16 protein-coding genes, 2 pseudogenes and 1 riboswitch are annotated in these 22082 nt (G+C 56.8%); of the genes and pseudogenes, 7 read left to right on the forward strand and 11 right to left on the reverse strand.

The genetic code is table 11. The features are described from left to right. Positions 1-49: 49 nt before the first annotated feature. Together gcvPB and THISIDRAFT_RS13370 are read left to right on the forward strand one after the other, a co-directional pair. Complete coding sequence (gcvPB, locus tag THISIDRAFT_RS13365) at positions 50-1558, forward strand: aminomethyl-transferring glycine dehydrogenase subunit GcvPB (RefSeq protein WP_006787001.1); 1509 nt, start codon at positions 50-52, stop codon at positions 1556-1558. Further along, complete coding sequence (locus THISIDRAFT_RS13370) at positions 1559-1921, forward strand: diacylglycerol kinase (protein ID WP_006787000.1); 363 nt, start codon at positions 1559-1561, stop codon at positions 1919-1921. Here the strand turns inward: THISIDRAFT_RS13370 and fur are convergent. Next, positions 1918-2352 carry a ferric iron uptake transcriptional regulator gene (gene fur / locus THISIDRAFT_RS13375; RefSeq protein WP_006786999.1) on the reverse strand — a complete coding sequence of 145 codons (435 nt, stop codon included), beginning with the start codon at positions 2350-2352 and terminating at the stop codon, positions 1918-1920. The two genes, THISIDRAFT_RS13370 and fur, sit on opposite strands and share 4 nt — an antisense overlap. Positions 2353-2849: 497 nt before the next feature. On the opposite strand from fur, the gene THISIDRAFT_RS13380 reads away from it, so the two are divergent. From THISIDRAFT_RS13380 to THISIDRAFT_RS13400, 5 genes are read left to right on the forward strand one after another with little or no spacing between them, the layout of a single operon-like run. Next, positions 2850-3176, forward strand: a complete 327-nt coding sequence (locus tag THISIDRAFT_RS13380) for an outer membrane protein assembly factor BamE (protein ID WP_006786998.1) — start codon at positions 2850-2852, stop codon at positions 3174-3176. A 10-nt stretch (positions 3177-3186) separates the two neighbouring features. After that, entirely contained in the window at positions 3187-4182 is a 996-nt protein-coding gene (holB, locus tag THISIDRAFT_RS13385; protein WP_006786997.1) for a DNA polymerase III subunit delta', read from the forward strand. A 12-nt stretch (positions 4183-4194) separates the two neighbouring features. Next, entirely contained in the window at positions 4195-4536 is a 342-nt protein-coding gene (locus tag THISIDRAFT_RS13390) for a PilZ domain-containing protein (protein ID WP_006786996.1), read from the forward strand. Positions 4537-4558: 22 nt separating this feature from the next. Further along, positions 4559-5482 (forward strand): glycosyltransferase family 2 protein, encoded by a 924-nt coding sequence (locus tag THISIDRAFT_RS13395; RefSeq protein WP_006786995.1) that lies wholly within the window; start codon positions 4559-4561, stop codon positions 5480-5482. Next, positions 5451-5813 carry a metal-dependent hydrolase gene (locus THISIDRAFT_RS13400; RefSeq protein ID WP_006786994.1) on the forward strand — a complete coding sequence of 121 codons (363 nt, stop codon included), beginning with the start codon at positions 5451-5453 and terminating at the stop codon, positions 5811-5813. Before THISIDRAFT_RS13395 ends, THISIDRAFT_RS13400 begins: the two co-directional genes overlap by 32 nt. 755 nt (positions 5814-6568) lie before the next feature. On the opposite strand, the gene THISIDRAFT_RS14980 is transcribed toward THISIDRAFT_RS13400, so the two are convergent. The 10 genes and pseudogenes from THISIDRAFT_RS14980 to THISIDRAFT_RS13465 all read right to left on the reverse strand — a co-directional run. Further along, positions 6569-8008 (reverse strand): IS630 family transposase, encoded by a 1440-nt coding sequence (locus tag THISIDRAFT_RS14980; RefSeq protein WP_006786993.1) that lies wholly within the window; start codon positions 8006-8008, stop codon positions 6569-6571. An 89-nt stretch (positions 8009-8097) separates the two neighbouring features. Then, positions 8098-8364, reverse strand: a complete 267-nt coding sequence (locus THISIDRAFT_RS13420) for a helix-turn-helix domain-containing protein (protein WP_006786992.1) — start codon at positions 8362-8364, stop codon at positions 8098-8100. A gap of 134 nt (positions 8365-8498) precedes the next feature. Continuing rightward, positions 8499-9220, reverse strand: a pseudogene (locus tag THISIDRAFT_RS15415) (transposase); the annotation flags it as partial. 109 nt (positions 9221-9329) lie between these two features. Continuing rightward, entirely contained in the window at positions 9330-16298 is a 6969-nt protein-coding gene (locus tag THISIDRAFT_RS13435; RefSeq protein ID WP_050984863.1) for a PAS domain S-box protein, read from the reverse strand. 121 nt (positions 16299-16419) lie between these two features. Continuing rightward, positions 16420-17553, reverse strand: a complete 1134-nt coding sequence (locus THISIDRAFT_RS13440) for an RNA-guided endonuclease InsQ/TnpB family protein (RefSeq protein WP_221914023.1) — start codon at positions 17551-17553, stop codon at positions 16420-16422. Between the two features lie 140 nt (positions 17554-17693). Further along, positions 17694-18665, reverse strand: a complete 972-nt coding sequence (locus tag THISIDRAFT_RS13445) for a LysR family transcriptional regulator (RefSeq protein WP_006788805.1) — start codon at positions 18663-18665, stop codon at positions 17694-17696. Next, complete coding sequence (metF, locus tag THISIDRAFT_RS13450; protein ID WP_006788804.1) at positions 18656-19519, reverse strand: methylenetetrahydrofolate reductase [NAD(P)H]; 864 nt, start codon at positions 19517-19519, stop codon at positions 18656-18658. The genes THISIDRAFT_RS13445 and metF overlap by 10 nt, the downstream gene beginning before the upstream one ends. A gap of 112 nt (positions 19520-19631) precedes the next feature. Continuing rightward, on the reverse strand, positions 19632-21047 hold the full coding sequence (gene ahcY / locus THISIDRAFT_RS13455) for an adenosylhomocysteinase (RefSeq protein WP_040853396.1): 1416 nt from the start codon (positions 21045-21047) through the stop codon (positions 19632-19634). Between the two features lie 175 nt (positions 21048-21222). After that, positions 21223-21353, reverse strand: a riboswitch (S-adenosyl-L-homocysteine riboswitch). Between the two features lie 188 nt (positions 21354-21541). After that, the gene (locus THISIDRAFT_RS13460; protein ID WP_221914024.1) at positions 21542-21886 is read right to left on the reverse strand and encodes a hypothetical protein; all 345 of its coding nucleotides are present in this window, start codon (positions 21884-21886) and stop codon (positions 21542-21544) included. Next, positions 21870-22082 (reverse strand): annotated as a pseudogene (locus THISIDRAFT_RS13465) (hypothetical protein); the annotation flags it as partial. The gene THISIDRAFT_RS13460 and the pseudogene THISIDRAFT_RS13465, both read right to left, overlap by 17 nt.

Genomic DNA, 22082 nt, shown 5'->3' on the forward strand with positions numbered 1-22082 from the left:
AAAACATTCAGGCTGCGCCGCTTTTTAATTGATTTCAAAGGTTTTTTGCATGTTTATTTTTGATCATTCCCGCCCTGGTCGTCGTGCAGCGACTCAGGCGCCGCTGGCACCACAGACCGTCGAGGGGTTGCCGGAGCGCTTTCGCAGAGCCGCTTTGCCGAGCTTGCCCGAGGTCAGCGAGCTGGATGTGGTGCGCCACTATACCCGCCTGTCGCAAAAAAACTTCTCCATTGATACCCATTATTACCCCTTGGGTTCATGCACCATGAAGTACAACCCCAAAGCCTGTCACACGCTGGCCAGTCTGCCGGGATTCACCCAGCGCCACCCTTATGCGCCCCTCACACACAGTCAAGGTGTCCTGGCTTGTCTGTATGAGTTACAGGAAATGCTCAAGCAGGTGACCGGGATGCAAGGGGTGTCGCTCAGTCCGATGGCCGGTGCCCAGGGTGAATTTGCCGGGGTGGCGATGATCCGCGCCTATCATGAGGCACGCGGCGACCATCAGCGGCGGGAGATTCTGATTCCCGATGCCGCCCATGGCACTAATCCCGCTACCGCCAGCATGTGCGGCTATCGTGTGCGCGAATTGCCAACGGATAAACACGGCGATGTGGATCTGCGTGCGCTGGATGCTGCGCTGGGGCCGCATACCGCCGGTATCATGCTCACCAATCCCTCAACCTTGGGCGTGTTTGAGCGCGGCATTCGCCAGATTGCCGACCGGGTCCATGCTGCGGGGGGGCTTCTGTATTACGATGGCGCCAATCTTAACGCCATTTTGGGGAAGGTTCGCCCCGGCGATATGGGCTTTGATGTGATTCACGTCAATTTGCATAAAACCTTCGCCACGCCGCATGGCGGCGGCGGTCCAGGGGCTGGGCCGGTCGGGGTCAGTGCCTCATTATTGCCGTTTCTGCCGGTGCCCATCGTTGCCAGGGAATGCGGCAAGGCCGCCGATCACAGCGAGCCACACAGCCATTATCGCTGGCTGGAACAGGCGGATTGTCCGCAGAGTATTGGCCGATTGTCCGCTTTTGCCGGGAATGTGGGGATTTTGCTGCGCGCCTATGTGTATATGCGGCTGTTGGGGGCTGAGGGCATGAGCCGTGTGGCGGATTATTCCACCTTAAACGCCAATTATCTGATGACACGCCTGCAACAGCTCGGTTTTGAGCTGGCCTATCCTTCCCGGCGCGCCACGCATGAATTTATCATCACCTTGAAAACCCTGGCCAAGGAACAGGGCATCACCGCGATGGACGTTGCCAAACGCTTGCTGGATCATGGCTTTCACGCACCGACCACCTACTTTCCCTTATTGGTGCCGGAATGCCTGCTGATTGAACCCACCGAAACGGAAAGCAAGCAGACGCTGGATGCCTTTATCGAGGCCATGCGCACCATTTTGCAAGAAGCGCATGACAGCCCTGATACCTTGCGCGGTGCGCCCTATACGCAAAGCAACCGCCGTTTTGACGAAGTACGGGCAGCGCGTGAGCTTGATGTTGCCTGGCGGGGCGCGCCGACGCTACACACACCTGAGCAGGAGAATTGAATGGCTTACAGTGGGCATCGCGGTGTGACCCGCCTGATCAAATCCGCAAATTATTCATGGCGTGGTCTCAAGACAACCTTCAAGCACGAGGAGGCCTTTCGTCAGGAGTTGCTGCTGTTGCTCTTTTTGGTTCCCATCGCCTTGTGGCTGGCTGACACCGGTATTGAACGCGCCTTGCTGATCGGCAGCCTGCTGTTGATTCTTATCGTTGAGTTGCTCAACTCCGGCATTGAGGCGGCCATTGACCGTTTCGGCGGCGAATACCACGTCTTATCCGCCCGTGCCAAAGACATGGGATCAGCGGCCGTACTCATTGCCTTGATCAATGCCGCCCTGATCTGGCTGTTTGTGCTGCTGGGTTAGCTGTCGCTGTTACGCCGGTTGGCGCAGTTTTTCTGATCACATTGCCCGTAAATGGTTAAGGCATGATCTTTGATGATATAGCCCAGCTTTTTGGCAATGGCCTGCTGGCGTTCTTCGATGACCGGGTCTACAAATTCTTCAACCCGACCGCATTTGACGCAGACAATGTGGTCGTGGTGATGGCCACGCTCCAGCTCAAAGATGGCCTGCGCCCCTTCAAAGTGATGTCGGCTCACCAGACCCGCCGCCTCAAATTGCGTCAAGACGCGATAGACGGTGGCTAAACCGATTTCCTCACCGCCATCGAGCAGCTTGCGGTAAATATCCTCGGCGCTCATATGGTGATCACTGGCATTTTCCAGGATTTCCAGAATTTTCACCCGTGGCAGGGTGACTTTCAATCCGGCTTTTTTAAGTTCTTGGGTTTCCACGTTGGATGGCTCCTCAAAAGAAAGAAACGGTGGCAAAAAGCGCCTTGGTGTAAAATCCCAGGCAGCGCCCAAAGGGGATGCGGTCTGCTCTCCCAAAGACCGCTTAAATGCTATCCTTATGCTGTCTAAAACGCGCTGTACCTTAAGGCAGCGCATCAGGGAATGTCTGTCCACAAAAAGACGGGGGGCGCTTTGGCCGCCTGAAGGTTTAAGCCGCCGCTACTTTGCACCCCAGCCTCTGGTAGTAAATAGCCAGTGCCTTAGCGTCGCCTTGGGTGAATAAAAATCATGATTGGACTGTATCTTAATTAGCTTTGCTAATCCAGTATTTGCCCCGGACGATTGACCCAACGTGCGGACTGCGCGGCAGCTTTGATCTTGAACCGTGCAGAGCCTCAACGGTCCGGCAGGTGGACAGCCTGCACCTATTTCGCAGCGGCGAGGTCGTCGCGGCTATTTTTTTCCGCCCTAAGATGGGGTTTCTCGCGGAGAAACGAATGAAACGGCATATCATGCCTTATCTTTTATTACTGGGTATCTTGTTATTGTCCGGCTGTGGGGGGCTTTTTTCCGTGCATCGCCTGGACATCCAGCAAGGCAATGCCATTGATGAAAGCCGACTGGCACAACTGCAACCCGGCATGAGCCCGGCGCAGGTGCGCTATCTGCTGGGTGAACCGGTGCTACAGCACCCTTTTCGCGGGCAAGAGCGCTGGGATTATATTTATTATTTCAAGCCCGGCGATGGGCAGCCTGAAACCCGTCATGTGATTGTCTATTTTGATCACGATCAGGTGACGCAAATAGAGCGCGCAGCACCGTAGGAGTTCGGGGATGACTGCCTTATATCCGTGGTTAGCGCCGTCCTGGGCACTGCTTGGGCAGCGCATCCAGGCGCGCAATCTGCCACATGGCCTGCTGTTTACCGGCCCTGAAGGGCTTGGCAAGCAACATCTCGCCGAGTATCTGGCGCAAGCCTTGGTGTGCCAACAGCGAGATGCGGCCCATCAGCCCTGCCAGCGCTGTCAGGACTGCCTGTGGTTTGGCGCGCAAACCCACCCCGATATCAACCATATCCAGACGGCGGAGGACAAAACCCAGATCAGCGTTGAACAAATCCGGGGGCTGATGCATTTCATCAGTCTTAAAGGGAGTCGCAGCAATACCCGCGTGGCCTTGATTCATGTCGCCGATCAGCTTAATTCTGCGGCGGCCAATGCCTTGCTCAAAACCCTTGAAGAACCACCGCCGGGTGCGCATCTGTTGTTGATCAGTGCCCATCCCGCCCGTCTACCCGCCACCCTGCGCAGCCGCTGTCAACTCATCAAAGTCGGACTGCCGCCCACACCGCTCGCCTTGAGCTGGCTACACGCACAGAATGCGGCACTGCACAGCGCAGTACTGGAAAGCGCTCTGGTGCTGGCTCATGGCGCACCGCTCAAAGCACTGCAACTGGCCCAGCAACACCAGGATCATGACAAAACATGGTCTGAAGAAATTGCACAGCTGCTGCGCCTAACTAACAATGAGCAAAGCCCCATGGAGCTTGCCCGGCACTGGCAGTCCAAAGCGCCAGGCGATGTCATCCAGCGCCTGTATCTTTTGACCGCCGACATCATCCGCCACAAACTGATGCTGACACCGGCCTATTTAGCGCAGGCCGAGCGTGCTGGTAGTTTGCAATCTCTGGCAAACCGGCTAGACTTGGACAAGACCTTTTACTTTCAGGATCAACTGCTCGAAGGTCAGCGGGCATCCAGTACCGCGCTCAATGTACACATGCTGTTCGAAGATCTGTTGATTCGCTTTAACGCCTGCCGCACCTCTTAAGGGAGTCGCCCCATGCCACCTGGTCAAGGTATTCTGAATCTGGCCATCAAAGACAAAAATTCCTTGTATATGGCCTACATGCCCTACGTTAAAAACGGCGGCCTGTTCATCCCCACGCAAAAGCGCTACCGCCTTGGCGATGAGGTGTTCATGCTGCTGAGCCTGATGGAAGAAAAAGACCGCATTCCGGTTGCCGGAAAAATCGTCTGGGTCACGCCGCCGCGCTCCCAGGGTAACCGTACCCCCGGCATCGGCGTGCAATTCAATCCCCAGGATAACGGCAGCACCCGCAACCGCATTGAAGGCTTGCTCGGCGGTGCCTTGCAAAGTGATCGGCTTACACACACGCTGTAACCGACGCACGGTTTAAATCCACATGCCGCATTGCGCTGCATCAAGCCCTGACAATGGTGTTGCCGCCGTCATTGTCAGCTATCACCCGTGTCTGGATACCTTAAAAAAGCAGCTGGATCGTCTCCGTACCCAGGTACAGGCCATCATCATCGTAGACAATGGTTCATGTCCTGATCTGGCGGATTGGCTACATGCGCAAGGTCTGGCTGGTGTTGAAGTTTTGGCACTCCAGGATAATCAGGGGCTGGCCTGCGCACAAAATCAGGGCATTGCCTGGGTGCGTCGCCAAATGGGTCTGCATGATGTCTTGCTGATGGATCAAGACAGCCTGCCTGCGGCAGATATGGTGCAGCAGCTGCTGCGCGTACGGGCGCAGCTGGCCAGTCAAGGGCTGCGCGTCGGTGCAGTCGGGCCGCGCTATGTTGACCCACGCCAGGACAATCCGCCGCCGTTTATTCAGATTCAGCGCCTGCGGCTGAAACGCCACCGCTGCCAGCCAGAACACCTCCCCGTGGCTGTCGATTACCTGATCGCCTCAGGCTCATTGATCGCTGTGCAAACCCTCGATATCGTCGGCGATATGCAAGAGGCCCTGTTCATTGATTACATTGATATTGAATGGGGAATGCGGGCGCGTCTGCAAGGTTTTGCCCATTTTGGCGTGTGTACCGCGCACATGGAACATGCCCTGGGCGATGCGGCTCTCTCTTTTGGGCGGCGCAAAATCCCGCTGCATTCGCCCCTGCGGCATTACTATCATTTTCGCAACGCCATCTGGCTCTACCAGCAGCCCTGGGTTCCACTGAACTGGAAATGTGTGGACGGCTGGCGCCTGATCCTGCGCTACGGTTTTTATCTCCTGCTGGCCAAACAACGGCGCGAACGCTGGCGCAAAATCCATCTAGGCCTCTGGCATGGATGGCGTCAGCGCATGGGGCGGCTATAGGCTCTCACGCCTCAAGGAAAACAGCAGTCACATCGGTCTGGGTTTTGCCTTGGGGGGACTCTCGCATGTCCTGGCGGACGCCATGACCGTTACGGGTGTTCCTTTTGGGCCTTGGTCAGATCGGCGTTTTCACCTGTTCGGTGGGCGGATTCGCACAGGCGACCCGGCAGAATATGTTTTTGCCGGTGTCGTGGTGGTGATTTGTGCTGCCTTGTTTACCGTGCTCGGCGTGTCAGGCTTCTATCCGTTTTTTTATGACTGGATAAACCTATATAACACCGGGGTGATTGACGGCGCCGAATGGCGAGCTAACCGTTTTCGCTTGATTTAGGTTTTCCAGCAGGCATTACTTGGCGGTTGTAGCGTATCAGGGCACCCCTTGATAAACCGCCACATTGGAGATCATCACTTGCTTGCTGGATTCGTGCGCCTTCGGCGCTTTCTCAGGGGCGGTCCGGTCTGCTGGGCTGCTCCACTTTTATTACCAGCTATCCGAAACCCTGCCATTATTAACTCGGTGATCAAATAGATACGCATGTGTTATGCTTTACGCATGAAACGAGAAGACGCTCGCACACTGCACCCGGCCGCGCAGGAAGAGAAACGCAAGACGGCAGTTTCTCTGTGGGAACGCGGATTCACCCGTCAAGAGATGGGTTGGGTGCGGGGTGATTTTTATGTCAGTTGACCAACTAGGTGTAAGCTCCTAATAGAATGGGGATGAGGAGCAAAAAACAGTTCTTGATTTTTTCTTCATTCTTCATCAAAATTCCCTACTGTAGATAGGTTATCTACAAGCGCGAAGGTTTCGCGTTCCATGGTCGGGGTCGAAGTCGAATCGCAAAGTTGTTCTCTGTTTAGGATGAACGCCGAGGCCACTTTTATGGCGCAAGCTGGGTTTCGACGGCTGAAACCGCCCATGTTGCCGGTGTTGACCGGCCATTCGGTTGGGACTGCTCAACCAGGACTCCAGTTGCTCGCCCGCAAGGGTGTTATCAACGGAGAGCGAAGTGCCTAAAAATCGCATAAGCAACTTTGTTTAGGTTTTTAGGAGCAGTACCGTGCACCAGAAATACTCTGGATAACTTACGCCATCAGCGGCTTGCCGATGTAGGTCCAGCGAAACGGCTTGGCGAGTGTCTGATTGAAGACGGCGATGAACTCAAGAAGGCGTTGTTTGAGCGCCTGGGTGGAGGCGAAGCGCCCACGCCGGAGCAGTCGCCGGGTCAGGATAGCGAACCAAATCTCGACCGGGTTGAGCCAAGCGCAGTGCTTGGGGGTATAGACGAACCGGATACGATGCGAGGGATCCTGGAGAAAGGCGGCCCGAGAGGACATGTTGGCGAGGATTCCCGTCTTTCCCTTGCAGCCCAGTTCGGTGTCGATTGAGCAGCGTTGGGCGATGAATTCCACCAGGCTGGCCGATTGATGGGTGTTGAGTGGGTCACAGACGAAGCTCCATTCGCCGTGTGGATCGGTGTCCACGGTGGCGGCGATGTGGGCCACGAAGTCCGCCTCGGTGCGGGTGTCGCCGATGGAGGGAGTGATTATAAGCCCGGTGGCGACCTCGAAATGGGCGATCAGAGTCTGAGTACCGTGGCGTTTGTACGCGAACGCCACGGCCTCGGGATGGCCGGGCTGCATCGGGTGAGACGGGTGGATCGCCTCTATGGCCTGGATGCCGGTTTTTGAGATGAACCCCGTGTTCATGCAACGGCGTTGCCTGATGGTACCGCGTACAGACCGTGCGAACCTCCTGACGGAAGGTAGCCTCATCGGTGATGTGGGGATTGAGCCCGTAGCGGGTGCGATGCGCTCGCGCGCCAGATCCTGGCGTGTCCAGTGGGTCAACGGCGGCGGTGGCTGCTCACACGCCCGCGCGATGACCTGGCAAATCTGCTCGGACGTGAATTCACCCGGGCAGCCCGGGCGCGGCGGGTCGGACAAGAGCTGGAGGGTGATGGACAGCGCCTGAGCGAGTTCGCGCACGGCCCCGGCACGGTGATAGGAGGCCTCATCCCAGAACAGGATGATCTCGCCGCTGGGGTAGTGCTCGCGCAGACGGCGCAGCAACGTCAGGGTGTGCGCGGTGTTGGAACGGGGGAAATCCCAGATCTCAACCTGACCGTGGTTGTAGACATGCAGCCCATAGAAACTGACTTTGGCCGACAATCCGGGGCTGTGGGAACCGACCCACAGGCGCTCACCCGTCGGGGCCCAGCCATAGCCCAGATCGGCGTCCTGATGGAGGTGGGCTTCATCCAGATAGATCATCCAGGGGGCCTGTGGCCCCCGGGTGCGCGGGAGGATCTCTTGGAGGCGCTCGACGAAGGCTTCACGCGCCGCCGTGGAGGCGCGATTGAGCAACGCCTTGGCTTTCTTCCACGAAAACCCCAGGCGCTTGAGTGCCCGACGCACCGTTTCGCGACTGACACGGCGCTTGAATGTGCCCTCGATCCACGCTACCCGGCGTTTGAGGGTCCAGCGCGCCGGGGCCGTGTGCGCCGCCAACGCCTCATGGGGCACCAAGCACCCTGTCTGTGCTTCGCGCTGTGTCGCCGGTGCCGCCGCAGCCGCTACACTGTCACGGATCAGGCGATCCAGTGCCGCATCCTTCAGCGGGTCAAAAAAGGGGAGACCCCGCCTGTGCGCACAAACTCCAGCGCCGTCGGGCCCTCGGCATTGTAGCGATGCACCCAACGGATCACGGTTTGCACAGGACGTCCCAGGCGACGGGCCACCGCCGTCGCTCCCCGATCCTGTTGCGTCAGTTCGTACAGGGCGAAAAACCGCTCGCGCGTGCGCGCATGCGGGGCTGTCAACGCCGCCTCCCGAAGGTCATCGGCGGTTTGGTTCCACTTGGCCAGATCCACTTTGAGCATCAACGCAACCCCTCTGGTCTGTCTGAATGACAGGGCGAGCCCACGGCGGCTCAGGTCACGTGGATAGCGTATCACAGAAATTACGCATCTCAGCCTGGACGTGGTTTAGATTCATTAGGGAGCGTTAACAATCAAGCCAGCCAAACGAAGGCTGACACGAGACACAGTAGCGAGTGGTAGTTCCGTGCCAGCCGCTCATAGCGCGTGGCGATTCGTCTGAATGCTTTGATTTTCTCGAAAAACCGCTCGACAAGGTTGCGGTCTTTATCGCTGTGCCAGTCAACCTCGATGACATCCAAACGGTTCTTCCTCGGGGGAATCACGGGCTCAGCCCCCACCGCTCGGATGATGTCTCTCGGCGCAGTCGCATCGTAGCCTTTGTCACCCCGTACCGCGTTCGGGGCAAAACCTTCAAGCAACGCCGGAGCCACACTGTATTCACAGGCCTGGCCCGGGGTGAGAATCAGCCGCACCGGGTTGCCCAAGGCATCGATAGCTGCATGGATCTTGGTGCTCAATCCGCTTCGCGACGTGCCCATCGCCTCGGTGTCCTGAGCGTTTTTTTTGATGCGCCCTGCGGATGAACCCTGACAATAGTGCCGTCCATCATCAGCGGCTCCAGATCAGGAGCATCGGCCCACGTCTCGGCAATGCGTTGCCAACCCCCCTTTTTCGACCACCGGTTATATCGCATGTAAACCGTGTGCCAGCGTTCAAAGCATTCCGGCAGATCCCGCCAAGGCGCCCCGGTGCGCGCGATCCACAGGACCGCTTCCATAAAGCGGCGGTTATCTTTGGCGGTCACACCGCAGTCGGTTACTTTGCCAGGGAGAAGCGGTTCAAGTCTCTCCCATGGGTCATCTCGCAGCATGAGTCGGGGCATCCGTTATCCATCAAAATCCCGTTATGCTACATTAGGCACATAAATTAGTAATTGTTAACGCCCCCTAGCTAGTTCCAGGATTTTATGAGTTCTTGCGCATGTCGGTGAGTATTTGCAATGCAGTTTCGTGGTCGATGTTTTCGATGGCCTGTTCCAGGGCGTGGCAGGGTTCGTTGCCGTAGAGGTTTCTCAGGGCGTGCAGGGCGTCTTGCAGCAGGGTGTCGTCGATAAATTCATGCGTAACCAGTGCGACCTGTAAATGCGCGATGGCCTCGGCATGGGCTTGTGGGGCTGTGGCCGGTGAGGCGGCTGGGTTGCGAGGGGGAAGGATGTTGATTTGCATGGTACTGAGTTCGCTTAAGGCGTGGTTGACTTCCTGCAAGGCTGCGGTGAAGTTTTGCACAGTATCGCTTTGCAGGGTGTGGCCACGCTGCAGGGTCTGTTCAATCTGGGCGGTGAGGTTTTGCAGGCGCACGGCGCCGAGTTGCCCGGCCAGACCTTTGAGGGTGTGCAGCTGGCGTGAGCGTTCGGTACACGGTGCTGTGTCAAGTTGTTCTGGCAGGTTTAGGTAGCCCTGCAGTTTTTGGTGAAAGCGCACTAACATGCTGAGATAGAACACGGCATCGTTATCGGCCTGTTTGAGTCCTTTGTGCAGGTCAAAGCCAGGAAGCTGCGTGGGCAGGGCGGCGGCGCTGGGGTCTGTGGGTGTGCCTGGGGTGGCTAAGGCTGGGGTTTTGGGCTGTACGCTGCCGGCATCGCTATGGACACCCAGCCAGTGGCGCAGGGTTTGATACAGTACGGCGCTGTCAATGGGTTTGGCGATGTGATCATCGGCCCCGGCTGCGGCAGCGCGCTGTTTGTCTTCCTGCATCACCGCTGCCGACAGGGCAATGATGGGCATGCGCTGGCCTTGGGCACGGATCTGGCGGGTCGCTTCAAAGCCATCCATGACCGGCATCTGCAGATCCATCAGGATTAAATCAAAGTGGGTTTGCAAGGCAACGGCAACGGCTTGCGCGCCGTCTTCTACGATAAATACCTCGGCCCCGGTTTTTTCCAGCATACGCAGGGCGACTTCCTGGTTGATCTCGTTGTCTTCTACCAGCAAAATCTGCAGGCCGGTCAATGCCGGTACTTTGCTGATTTGACGGTGCTTGGTGGCGCTTTGGGTATCGCCTTTTTCAGCACGTTGCAGGGCTTCAAACAAGGTGGTCGCCGTCACGGGTTTGGAGAGAAAGGCGCTGATATGATGACTGTCCAGGGCAATCTCTTGTTTGTTGTAGGCGCTGATCATTAAGATTTCGGTGTGCTGATTGCGCAAAACACCGCTGGCCTGCAGCTGTTTGATGTGGTCAATGGTTTGCAGACCGTCCATGCCGTTGGGCATTTTCCAGTCCAGCAGGATGAAATTAAAACCGCCGCCGGCCTGTTCAGCGGCAAGCATTTTTTCAATCGCCTGTTCGCCGCTGTTGGCTTCTTCGATTTCATAATCACATTGCAGGAGCATTTCGCGCAAAATCAGGCGGGCACTGGCGTGATCATCGACAATCAAGATGCGCCGCCCCTGCGTTTCAGGGCAGTTGGTGATATGCGATAACACGGTACAGATCGGCAAGCTTAGATCAAACCAAAAACAAGCGCCTTTCTCTATGGCGGATTCCAGTTGTAAGGAGCCGCCCATTTTTTCTACCAGTTTGCGGCTGATGACCAGTCCTAAGCCAGTGCCGCCAAATTTGCGGGTTGTGGAGGTGTCGGCCTGGGTAAAGGGTTTAAACAGTTTGGCTTGCTGTTCTGGGGTCATGCCGATGCCGCTGTCTTTGACACAAAAGCGCAGCTGCACCTGATGGGGGTCTTGGTGTATCTGCGAGACGGTGAGTGTGACGCTGCCTTGCAGGGTAAATTTGATGGCATTACTGAGCAGGTTAGATAATACCTGGCTTAAGCGCAAAGCATCGCCGACCAGTGCCTGAGGGACCTCGGCGTGAATATGAAATAACAGCTCCAGCCCTTTTTCTGAGGCGGCCTCACCAAACAGCACCGCCATCTGATCTAAAATATCTGTGATCTGAAAGCCCGTTTGTTCAAGTTCAAGGTTGCCCGATTCGATCTTGGAATAGTCCAAAATATCATTGATGATGCCCAGCAACATGCGCGAGGCGTTGTGGATTTTGTTTAAATAATCTTGCTGGCGTTCGTCGAGCGGGGTTTGTAGCAATAACTGGCTCAAACCGATGACCGCATTCATCGGCGTGCGGATTTCGTGGCTCATATTGGCGAGAAAATCGCTTTTGGCGCGGCTGGCCAATTCGGCCTCTTGTTGGGCCTGCTTGATTTCAGTTAAGTCATCATAGACCGCGACGACTTCACCAGAGGATAATTTGAAGATGGTGTTTTCACGCCATCCAAGAATGCGCTCGTCATAATATAAAGAAACCGGGATCTCTTCAGTTTGCCCGGTAGCATAAACCCGCGCTAAGGCATCCAGCAGGCCAAATTCCTTGGCGGCAGGAAAGCATTCAGTGAGCCGCTTGCCGATGATGTCCTGGCGATGTTTTTGGTCGATACGTTCAGCGGCAGCGTTGTATTCCAGAAACTCAAAATCCTGGCCCTGATTGACGGCGCGATAAACCGCAACCCCGCTGCGGGTTTTTTCAAAAATTCCGCTGAAACGCTCTTTTTGACGCTGGAGTTCGATCTCTGCCTGACGACGCTGGGTGATGTCGGTTTGCACCCCGAAATGCCCCGTGATCCGGTTTTGTTCGTCGTAAATGCAGATGTAGTCGCCATCAATGATGATGGGGGTACCATCCCGGCGCTGCTCATGGGTTTCGACGTGCCAGCGCCCCTGATCAAACAGGCCACGCCAGATGTAGCGGCCATGCGCCAGATCATGGGCAAACAGGGCTTGCGGGGTGAGGCCGATAAAATCTTCCAGGCGGGCACCGTATTGGTCCAGCATGGCCTGATTGACCTGGGTCATGCGTTGATGGCTAAAGACATAATCCAGGGTTTTTTCTTTATCGACGGTGTCATTCCAGACAATCGGTTCGTCCAGCATCATAAAGAAAAAGCCACTTAAGGATTGGGAAAAAAAGATGTCCAGTTTACGCTGATTTTCTTCCAGGGCGATGGCGGTTTGTTTGCGTTCGGTGATGTCTAAAATCAGGCCATCCAGAAAGAGGACTTGGCCTGTTGAATCACAAATGGCCTGGCCTTTTTCCTGAACATAGACGATGTGTCCGTGGTGATGAACGATGCGGTATTCAATGTCCCAGGGTTTGTTGGCGGCGATGCAGTGTGCGATGGTGTCTACGCTGGTCTGGCGATCCTGTGCAAACATCAGGTCGTTGTAGCTGCGCGCAGAGGCACCGCTAAAGGCCGTGGCCGGATAGCCGCAGATGCGTTCTACGGCGTCGCTGATGTAGTGCATGGTACGCGCCTCGTCAAAGGCGCAGCGGTAGGTGATGCCGGGGATGTTGCGTACCAGTGAGGCGAATTGGTTGCGGGCTTCTTCGAGTGCCTGCTGGGCTTTTTTGGATTCGGTGACATCGCGATCACTGCCGCGATAGCCGCACAGTTGCCCCTGTTCATCGAGGATGGGGAAGGCATAGGTGGAAACCCAGAGGATCTCGCCGTGTTTGCAGACCACCGGGTTGATCAGATCGTGAAAGGCGGTTTTTTGGGAAAAAGCCCGGAAAGTCTCGGCCTTGAAGGCGCTGCGCCCTGACGGTGGATGTAGATCATAAAAATGCCGTTTGCCGATCAGCGCCTCGGGGCGGTAGCCCAATACGGCCTCGGCCACCGGGCTGACGTAGGTGTACAGCCCGTGTGCATCCACTTCCCAGGTAACGGTGCGGCTTTGCACGGCCAGTTGCGTCAGGCGTTGTTCGCGTTCGATCAGTCCCTGCTGGGCGGCTTTCAGTTCGGAGATATCCTGAATGATGGACCAGATGACGGCCCGCCCCGTGGTATCAACGGTTTTGAATCCATGCAGCAATACCGGATAGCGTGAGCCATCCTTGCGGATATATTCTTTTTCAAAGGGCCCGTAACGTCCGGTTTTTTCCATGGATTCAATCTGTTGCTTTTCATCGTCCATGTATTCCAGGGGGGTGACATCGAAATAGCTTAGGGTGCGGAATTCCTCGGGGGTGTAGCCTGCGGGTTCGTTGATGGCGGCATTGAATTCCAGAAATTCGCCGGTGGCGTAATCATTCATCGCAATCCCGACCGGCGAAAGCTCAAACAGGCTGCGAAATTTGGCTTCCTGGGCGGCAAGTGCGTTGCGGTCATGCACCTGGGCGGTGATGTCGCGATTGACGCCTACGGCGCGCACAGGGTTTCCCTGGGCATCGCGAATCACTTGGGCTTGGGCGGTCAAGGTGCGTATTTGCCCATCACTGGGGCGACAGATCTGGATTTCCAGATCAAAGGGGCGTTGCTCATACAGGGCAGCATGAAAGGCTTGGCAGGCGCTGCGCTGGCTTTCCGGGGTCAGGGTGGCCTCCCAGTCTTCATAGCGGTGGCTAAACTGCTTAGGATCAACCCCATAGATGCGAAACATGCCCTCATCCCAGGTCAGATAACCGCTGGTGACATCATAGTCCCAGATACCCAGCTGGGCGGATTCGGTGGCGATTTTGAGGCGCTCCTGGCTATCTGCCAAGGCCCGTTTGGCGGCTTTTTGGGTGGAGATATTGCGCAACACCGCCAGCACATAGGGTTTATCATCCAGCTGTAAGCCCACAATCGACACACTAAAATCAATCAGTTGCCCGTTTTTGTGACGCAAGCGGGTTTCAAAGTCATCACCCGCCGTGGATTGAACGCTGTGCAGACGGTGGTGAATCTCCGCCGGGCTGTGCTCAACGGCATAATCAGACACGGTAAGCTGGGCAAATTCAGCGGCGGTATAGCCCAGCCCTTCGTGGGCCAGGCGATTGAACTGCACCGCCTGCGTGGTCTGCGGGTCCAGCAGTAGCGTACCGTCCGGGTAGAGCTCAAACAGGGTGCGAAATTGCGCTTCCTGGGTTTGCAGGCGCTTAAGCATGGCGCGCTGCTCGCTGATGTCGGTATGGGTGCCGATCATGCGTATCGCCGCACCATTGGCGCTGCGCTCAATGACCTGGCCACGATCCTGAATCCATTTATAGCGTCCATCTTTGCAGCGCAGACGGTGTTCGCTGTTGTAGACATCGCTTGCGCCATCCAGGTGAGCCTGCAAGGCCGCAAGACAGGCGGCTTTGTCCTCGGGATGGATGCGATTTTCCCATTCGCTGAGATGATTGCCCAGCTCAGCGTCGGCATACCCTAACATCTGCTTCCAGCGGGCCGAAAAAAACACCTGGTTCTCCGCCAGATTCCAGTCCCATACGCCCTGTTGCGTGGCCTCCAGCACAAACCGCCAGCGTTGTTCACTCAGCGCCAGCGATGCCTTGGTCTGCTGTTCCTGGGTCTGATCGAGGATATAACCGCGAATCAGTTGCAGGCGGCCCTGTGCGTCGTATTCGGGCACGGTGTAGTCATAACACCAGCGATATTCGCCAGTGCGGGTGCGCAGGCGATAATGCTGCTCCCAATGGTTATGTCGTTGTGCCAGATGGTTTGAAACCTCTGCGGTGATGCGCTCGGCATCCTGAGGATGCAATAAGGATGAAAAGTCAAAGCCCGGATCGGTCATTTCCTGTGCCGTAAAGCCCAAAATGCTTGCGACATTGGGGGAGACATATTCCACCGGCCAGCCCGCTTCAGGACGCCAGACAAACACCACCACCGGGCCGCCGGTAAACAGACGCAGCTCGTTTTGCACCGCCTGTTCGCGCTTGACCATCGGCGTGATGTCTTGAAACAGCCATACCGCCCCGCCGCTTTCGGCAAAGGGCTTGGTGGAAAAATTCACCACCACCGGGCGCGTATCGGCGCGGATGAAGACCTCGCGCCCCTGAAAATCCTCGCCGTTTTGCCAGGCGCTAAACACCGGACACTGGTCCAGGGGAACCGGCGTATTATCACGGTGACAGTTGAGCAGGCAGCTGGCTGGGTTATCTATGCTGCTTTGCTGGGCACATTGAAAAAAGCTCAGCGCCCGTCGCCCCAGCATTTCTTGCGGGCTAAAACCCAGGATGTTGGAGGCCGCCTTGTTGGTGCGGATGATCACCCCTTGCGCATCAATGACCATCAAACCGCCCGGCACTTCATCGGTAATGCTGGCCAGCAGATGATTATTGGCCTTAAGTTGCTCATTGAGGCGCGACAGCTCTTCCTGGTGATTTTTCAGCAGATCAAACCACTGGTTGTAATACAGGCTAACCAGGTCTTTTTGCGTGATGATGCCGCTTAACTGCCCTTGGGCATCGACGACGACCACGCGCTTGATGCGGTGCTGGCGGCAAAATTCCAGCGCAGCGGCCACACTGGTGCGTTCTGGCAGGGTCAGCAGCGGCGCGCTCATATAATCTTTGACCGGGCGCGCCAGATCTGCCCGCTGACTGAATAAAGACACCACATCACGCTGCGTCAAAATCCCTACCGGGCTTTGCTCGCGCAAAATCAGCGCCGCCATGTGCTGCTCATGGCGCATGCGTGTGATAACCCAGCGTGTACGGGTGTGCTCATCGACCGTCAGCTTGCGCGCCCCCCACAGCAGATCGCCGACGGTCTGGGTTTGTGCCAGCATTTGCGGATCAAGGCTGGCAGCCAGATCGGTATAGCTGACAATCCCCACCAGCAGACCCGCATCATCAACCAGACAGATATGCTCGGAGCGATTGCGTATAGCCCGAAAACCATCCAGCAAGGAAGCCCCCGGGTGCATGATCACCACCTCCGCCAAATCCAGCTGCGCCAGGGGGGTGTTGTAGTCCAGATGATTTAGCTCTAAATCAAGCAGCATATTGGATAAAAACAGCCGATAACCTTGATCGTGAGTGACCACCACCACATCGCGAATATTATGCGTGGCCATCATGTCGATGGCATCGGCAATACTGGCCGTCTCCGGCAGACTGATAACCTTGGGGGTTGCTACGCTGCTGATTTTAGGAAAAAACATATCTACACCTTCTTCTACATACGCAGGTTTAAGCACTTGACATCCTCCCCCGCCTGAAGGCGGGGGATTCCTAACCTCACGATCAGGACTTTCTGTTTCAACGAGATCAGCCGATGCCGCTTTACAGCCACACGGGACTTACGTTCTCTGTGCAGACTAACCCCGCCAGCCCGGCGGTTAACACATTGCGCGCTGCATTCACATCGCGGTCGTGGAGATTGCCGCATTCCGGGCAGACCCACTCTCGGACAGACAGCGGCATTTTCGCTACGGTGTGTCCACACTCAGAACAGCGTTTGCTCGACGGATACCCGCGGTCGATACCCACCAGCATTCGCCCACACCATTGCGCCTTGTACTTCAACTGCCGGACGAACTCCGACCAGCTTGCATCGCTGATCGACTTTGCCAGACAGCGGTTCTTCTGCAGGTTGCTCACGGCCAGCGTCTCGACGGCGATCACTTGGTTCTCGTTGACCAGCCGGGTTGAAAGCGTGTGCAGGAAGTCCTTGCGGGCGTCTGTGATGCGTGTATGCAGCCGTGCAACCTTCAAACGTGTCTTGGCCCGGTTGCGTGAGCCTTTCTGCTTCTTCGCCAGCCGCCGCTGCAGCTTCGCGAGCTTGGCTTCATTTTTGCGAAACGTGTTCGGCGCGGCGATCTTCTCGCCGGTCGAGAGGATGGCAAAGTGGGTTAGGCCCAGGTCGATGCCCACCTTGCCGGTGACTTCGGGCTTCGGCGATACTGTGTCGTCGCACAGCAGCGACACGAAATACCGCCCCGCCGTGTCCTTCGACACGGTCACGGTCGTCACCTTCGCGACTTTCGGCAAGGTGCGTGACCAGCGAATAGCCAGCGGTGCGTCCATCTTCGCCAGCTTCAGCGCCTTGCCGTCCCACTTGAAAGCGCTGGTGGTGTATTCCGCCGACTGCTTCCCATATTTTTGTTTGAATTGCGGATACCCGGCACGCTTGGCGAAGAAGTTGACGAACGCCGTTTGCAAATGGCGTAACGCCTGCTGTACCGGAACGCTGCTGACTTCGTTGAGCCATGCATGTTCTGGCGTCTTCTTCAACGCGGTCAGAAGCGCGGAGGTCTCGTGATAGCCGACGCGCTTTTGGTCCTTGAACCACGCCTCCGTACGCAGCCGCAGCATGTGGTTGTACGCAAAACGCACACAGCCGAACGTCCGGGCAAGGGTTTGTTCCTGCGCGGGCGTCGGATGAAACCGGAAGCGGTAGGCGCGTTTAACTTCCATTCACAGGAAATAGCATACATGTATAAAGATAACAACCCACTACAGAGGAGGCGTCGGGAACAGGAGCACGCTTTGCGTGCTGCGCTATCCCTCCTTGGCCTTGCGGCCGGGGTTTCCCGCGCAAACTGATGATAACCGGGTTACTCGGTGATGCGAGGCTCGGGGGTGGTGGGCATCGGTGGGCGGGGCTTTTGCAGTAGTTCATCGGCCAGATGCATGGCCAGTGCCTGGCCGTCGCTCATTAAAAATTCAAAAAAGGTCTGGGCGACCAGTGACAAACCCTGTGCCCGTGGATAGGCGACATACCACTGGCGCAGAATCGGGAAGCCTTCGACATCGAGAATCACGATGGGGCCACGGGCGCTTTCCAGGGTCAGGGTATGCACTGACAGCACGGAAATGCCCAGCCCGGCGACGATGGCGTTTTTGATGGCCTCGTTGCTGCCCAGTTCCATGCGCACCTGCGCGCTCATTCCTTGTGAGGCGAACAGACGCAACACCGCATCCCGACTTCCGGAGCCGGGTTCGCGCATCAAAAAAGGTTCCTGCAGGATGGTTTTGAGGGGAATATGCGCCTGTCTGGCCAGCGGATGGCTGGCGCTGGCCATAACCACCAGGGGGTTGGGGGCAAAGGGCAAGACCTCAAGCTCATGGCCTTCGGGCTTGCGCCCAAAGATATATAAATCATCCTGACCGTGTTGCAGCCGTTCCAGCGCATGCTCGCGGTTGGTGACTTCAAGACAGATCTCAATCCCCGGATAGGCACGACAAAAAAGCCCCAGCACCTGCGGGATGAAATATTGCGCGGTGGTCATCACTGCCAGCCGCAAGCGTCCGCTTTTCAAGCCTTTCAGATCGGCCAGACGCATCTGCAGGCTTTCCAGCCGGGCGTGTAAATCCTGGGCGGTCTGTAACACCACTTCCCCCGCCTCGGTCAGGCGGATGCGTTTGCCAGTCTGCTGCAACAAGGCAATGCCGAGCACGTCTTCGAGCTGCTTGATCTGCATCGACACCGCAGGCTGCGAGAGGTGCAAGACCTCTGCCGCCCGGGTAAAACTGCCCACACGCGCCACACATTCAAACAGCTGTAACTGACGCAGGGTCAGTCGCATGGGCTCAGGTTCAGATTGCGCCAGATGGCCAGGGTGGGGCCGGTCTGGTTCATGGTGTAAAAATGCAGACCCGGTGCCCCGGCCTGTAATAACTGCTCACACAAGCGGGTGACCACCTCTTCACCAAAAGCCCGCAGCGAGGCCATGTCATCGCCATAACTTTCCAGACGTTTGCGAATCCAGCGTGGGATTTCCGCCCCGCAGGCATCGGAAAAACGCGCCAGCTGGGTGTAGTTGGTGATCGGCATGATCCCCGGCACAATCGGCAGGCTCAGCCCCAGTTTTTCGCAGGCATCGACAAAGGAAAAATACGCATCTGGATTATAAAAATACTGGGTGATGGCGGCGTTGGCCCCGGCCTCGACCTTGCGGCGGAAGTTCTCCAGGTCTTTGCTGCTACTGGTGGCCTGGGGATGAAATTCCGGATAGGCGCCGACCTCAATAAAGAAGTGATCGCCGGTTTCTTCGCGGATAAAGCGCACCAATTCATTGGCATAACGCAGCTCACCCGGTTCGCCGTGCATCCCCGAGGGCATATCGCCGCGCAGCGCCACAATATGACTGACGCCGTGGTTTTGATAGGTGTGCAAAATCTCACGGATATGATTGCGGGTTGAGCCGATGCAGGATAAATGCGGTGCGGCATCAATCCCCGCCTCGCGTTGGATATTGAGCACCGTTTCCAGGGTGCGCTCCTGGGTGGAGCCGCCCGCGCCGAAGGTGACGGAAAAAAAACGCGGCTGTAATTCGGCCAGCGTCTGCCAGGTCTGGCTCAGCTTGGCTGCCCCTTCCGGGGTTTTGGGTGGGAAAAATTCAAAACTGAAGGCCCGCTCATGAGCCTGTTGTGAACGCATAAGAAAGTCCTCGCAATATCGTGGCGGCGGCTTCTCGCCGTCGCTGACTTGTAGCGACATCTGGAAGATGCCGCCACGTCTATGCGGAGCCGGTGCTCCGCGCTCCCGGAACTTAGTAACGATAGGTATCCGGCTTATACGGACCATTCACCGGGACGCTGATATAGTGCGCCTGCTCGGGCGTGAGTGTGGTCAGCTTGACGCCGATTTTTTGCAGATGCAAGCGGGCAACGTGTTCATCCAGATGCTTGGGTAGCACATACACCTTATTGGCATATTGCGTCCCGTTTTGCCACAACTCCATCTGCGCCAACACCTGATTGGTGAAGGAGTTTGACATCACAAAGCTCGGATGCCCGGTGCCACAGCCCAGATTCACCAACCGCCCCTCGGCCAGCAAGATGATGCGATGCCCGTCGGGGAAAATCACATGATCCACCTGCGGCTTGATGTTTTCCCACGGATATTGACGCAATCCGGCGACATCAATCTCGGAATCAAAGTGGCCAATATTGCAGACAATCGCCTGATCTTTCATCCGCGCCATGTGCTCGCGGGTGATCACATTCACATTGCCGGTAGCGGTCACAAAGATATCCGCCTGTGCAGCGGCATCGTCCATCGTCACCACACGATAGCCTTCCATCGCGGCCTGCAAGGCACAGATTGGATCAATCTCGGTGATCCAGACACTGGCACCCAGCCCGCGCAGGCTCTGCGCACAGCCCTTGCCGACATCGCCATAGCCACAGACCACCGCAATCTTGCCCGCCACCATCACATCCGTGGCGCGCTTGATGCCATCCACCAGCGACTCGCGACAGCCATACAAATTATCAAATTTGGATTTGGTCACCGAATCATTGACATTGATTGCCGGGAACGGCAAACGGCCCTCCTTTTCCATCTGATACAAACGATGCACCCCGGTGGTGGTTTCCTCAGTCACCCCGCGCAGCGTTTTCAAAACTGTGGAATACCAATGCGGCTGAGTCTGCAGGCGCTGGGCAATGGCGGCAAACAACACCTCCTCTTCCTCATTGGTCGGTGACTGGATCAGCGAACGATCCTGCTCGGCCCGCGCCCCCAGCGTAATCAACAAGGTGGCATCCCCGCCATCATCTAAAATCAGATTCGGCGTGCCGCCATCGGCCCACTCAAAGATGCGATGGGTAAAATCCCAATATTCCGTGAGGCTCTCGCCTTTATAGGCAAACACCGGCACCCCCGCCTTGGCAATGGCCGCAGCGGCGTGATCCTGCGTTGAATAAATATTGCACGAGGCCCAGCGTACATCCGCCCCCAGCGCCTTGAGGCTCTCGATCAGCACCGCCGTCTGGATGGTCATGTGCAAAGAACCGGCAATCCGCGCCCCCTTAAGCGGCTGGCTTTTGGCAAACTCCTCACGCACCGCCATCAAGCCCGGCATCTCGGTCTCGGCAATCGCAATCTCCTTGCGCCCCCACTCGGCTAAAGAAAGATCCTTTACATAAAAATCATTGGCTTGGTTTTGGACAACAGCATTCATTGGCAATCTTTTTGCGTTTTCAGCGACCACAAAGGCCGACACAACGCAAACCTCCAGGTAGAATGGATTAAAGACACACCACAGCAGGCCGGCACCTTGATCAGTGCTGCGCTGGGCGTATCCATGAGATCGGTAGACACAAGGCAGGAACACGCGCTCGCCGCCCGGTACCGGGATACAGCGAGCGCCGTTTTTTAAGAAAGCACAGGGCATTGAGCCTTGTGAGGTCGGCAGGACACAGCCCGCACGACCTGGGAATGCCGCCTGAGCCTGGCGGAAAAAACCGCTGCAGCGCTCCTCAGACAGATCGCCCATTATAAGGAAATAACGTGCTTGGGGAATCAGAAATAGACACCCATATATTCTGATTGTTTTCCTTCGTTATTCTATTTCCTGCCCATGCGGGGTTCAAATGGCGGTCATCGCCCCTGTCAACCCAATTCAGAAAAGTCCCCTTTTGTGCAAAGCAGAAGTGTCCCCCGTAGAATGCGTGGTTATGGTGTTTGGGCTGGTGCCGGAGTGATGTTGCCCCGACCTCTCCAAGGGTGGTCCGGCGCCGGTTTGTAGGTTGGCTTGGCGGTCTGTTTTGCCTTGGCCTGGTCGACGCTGTGGTGGACACTTTTTTCATCATCCAGCGGTGTGGGCGGTTCGCCCTCAGCCAACAGACGGTAAGGCATGATGTGCCCTGGTGCAGGAGGGTGATGGTGCCGTCGAAGGCCTCGCAGACGGTGAGGGTCGGCACCCCGCAGGCGGTAGCCCTTGCCCTGTCCCTGAAGCTGATATTCCCGGTTCTTGAACTGGAAGCAAAGGTTCTTGGAGAGCTTACGGGTATGGTGCATGCAAAGGATGAGGGCCTGCTCCTCGGGGCTGTGCAGCACCGGTCGGTGGGCAGTCCTGGGGGCTTTGTGGCTCGACGGCGAAGCGGGCGTTGAAGTCGGCCATGAAGGTGGGGAGGAAGGCGTTGGCGGCGTCGATGTCCGAGATCTCACGCAGGCGCAGCTCCTTGACCAAACGGTCTTGCAGGGTCTGGTTGGC

It is taken from the genome of Thiorhodospira sibirica ATCC 700588, assembly GCF_000227725.2.
Classification (GTDB): domain Bacteria; phylum Pseudomonadota; class Gammaproteobacteria; order Ectothiorhodospirales; family Ectothiorhodospiraceae; genus Thiorhodospira; species Thiorhodospira sibirica.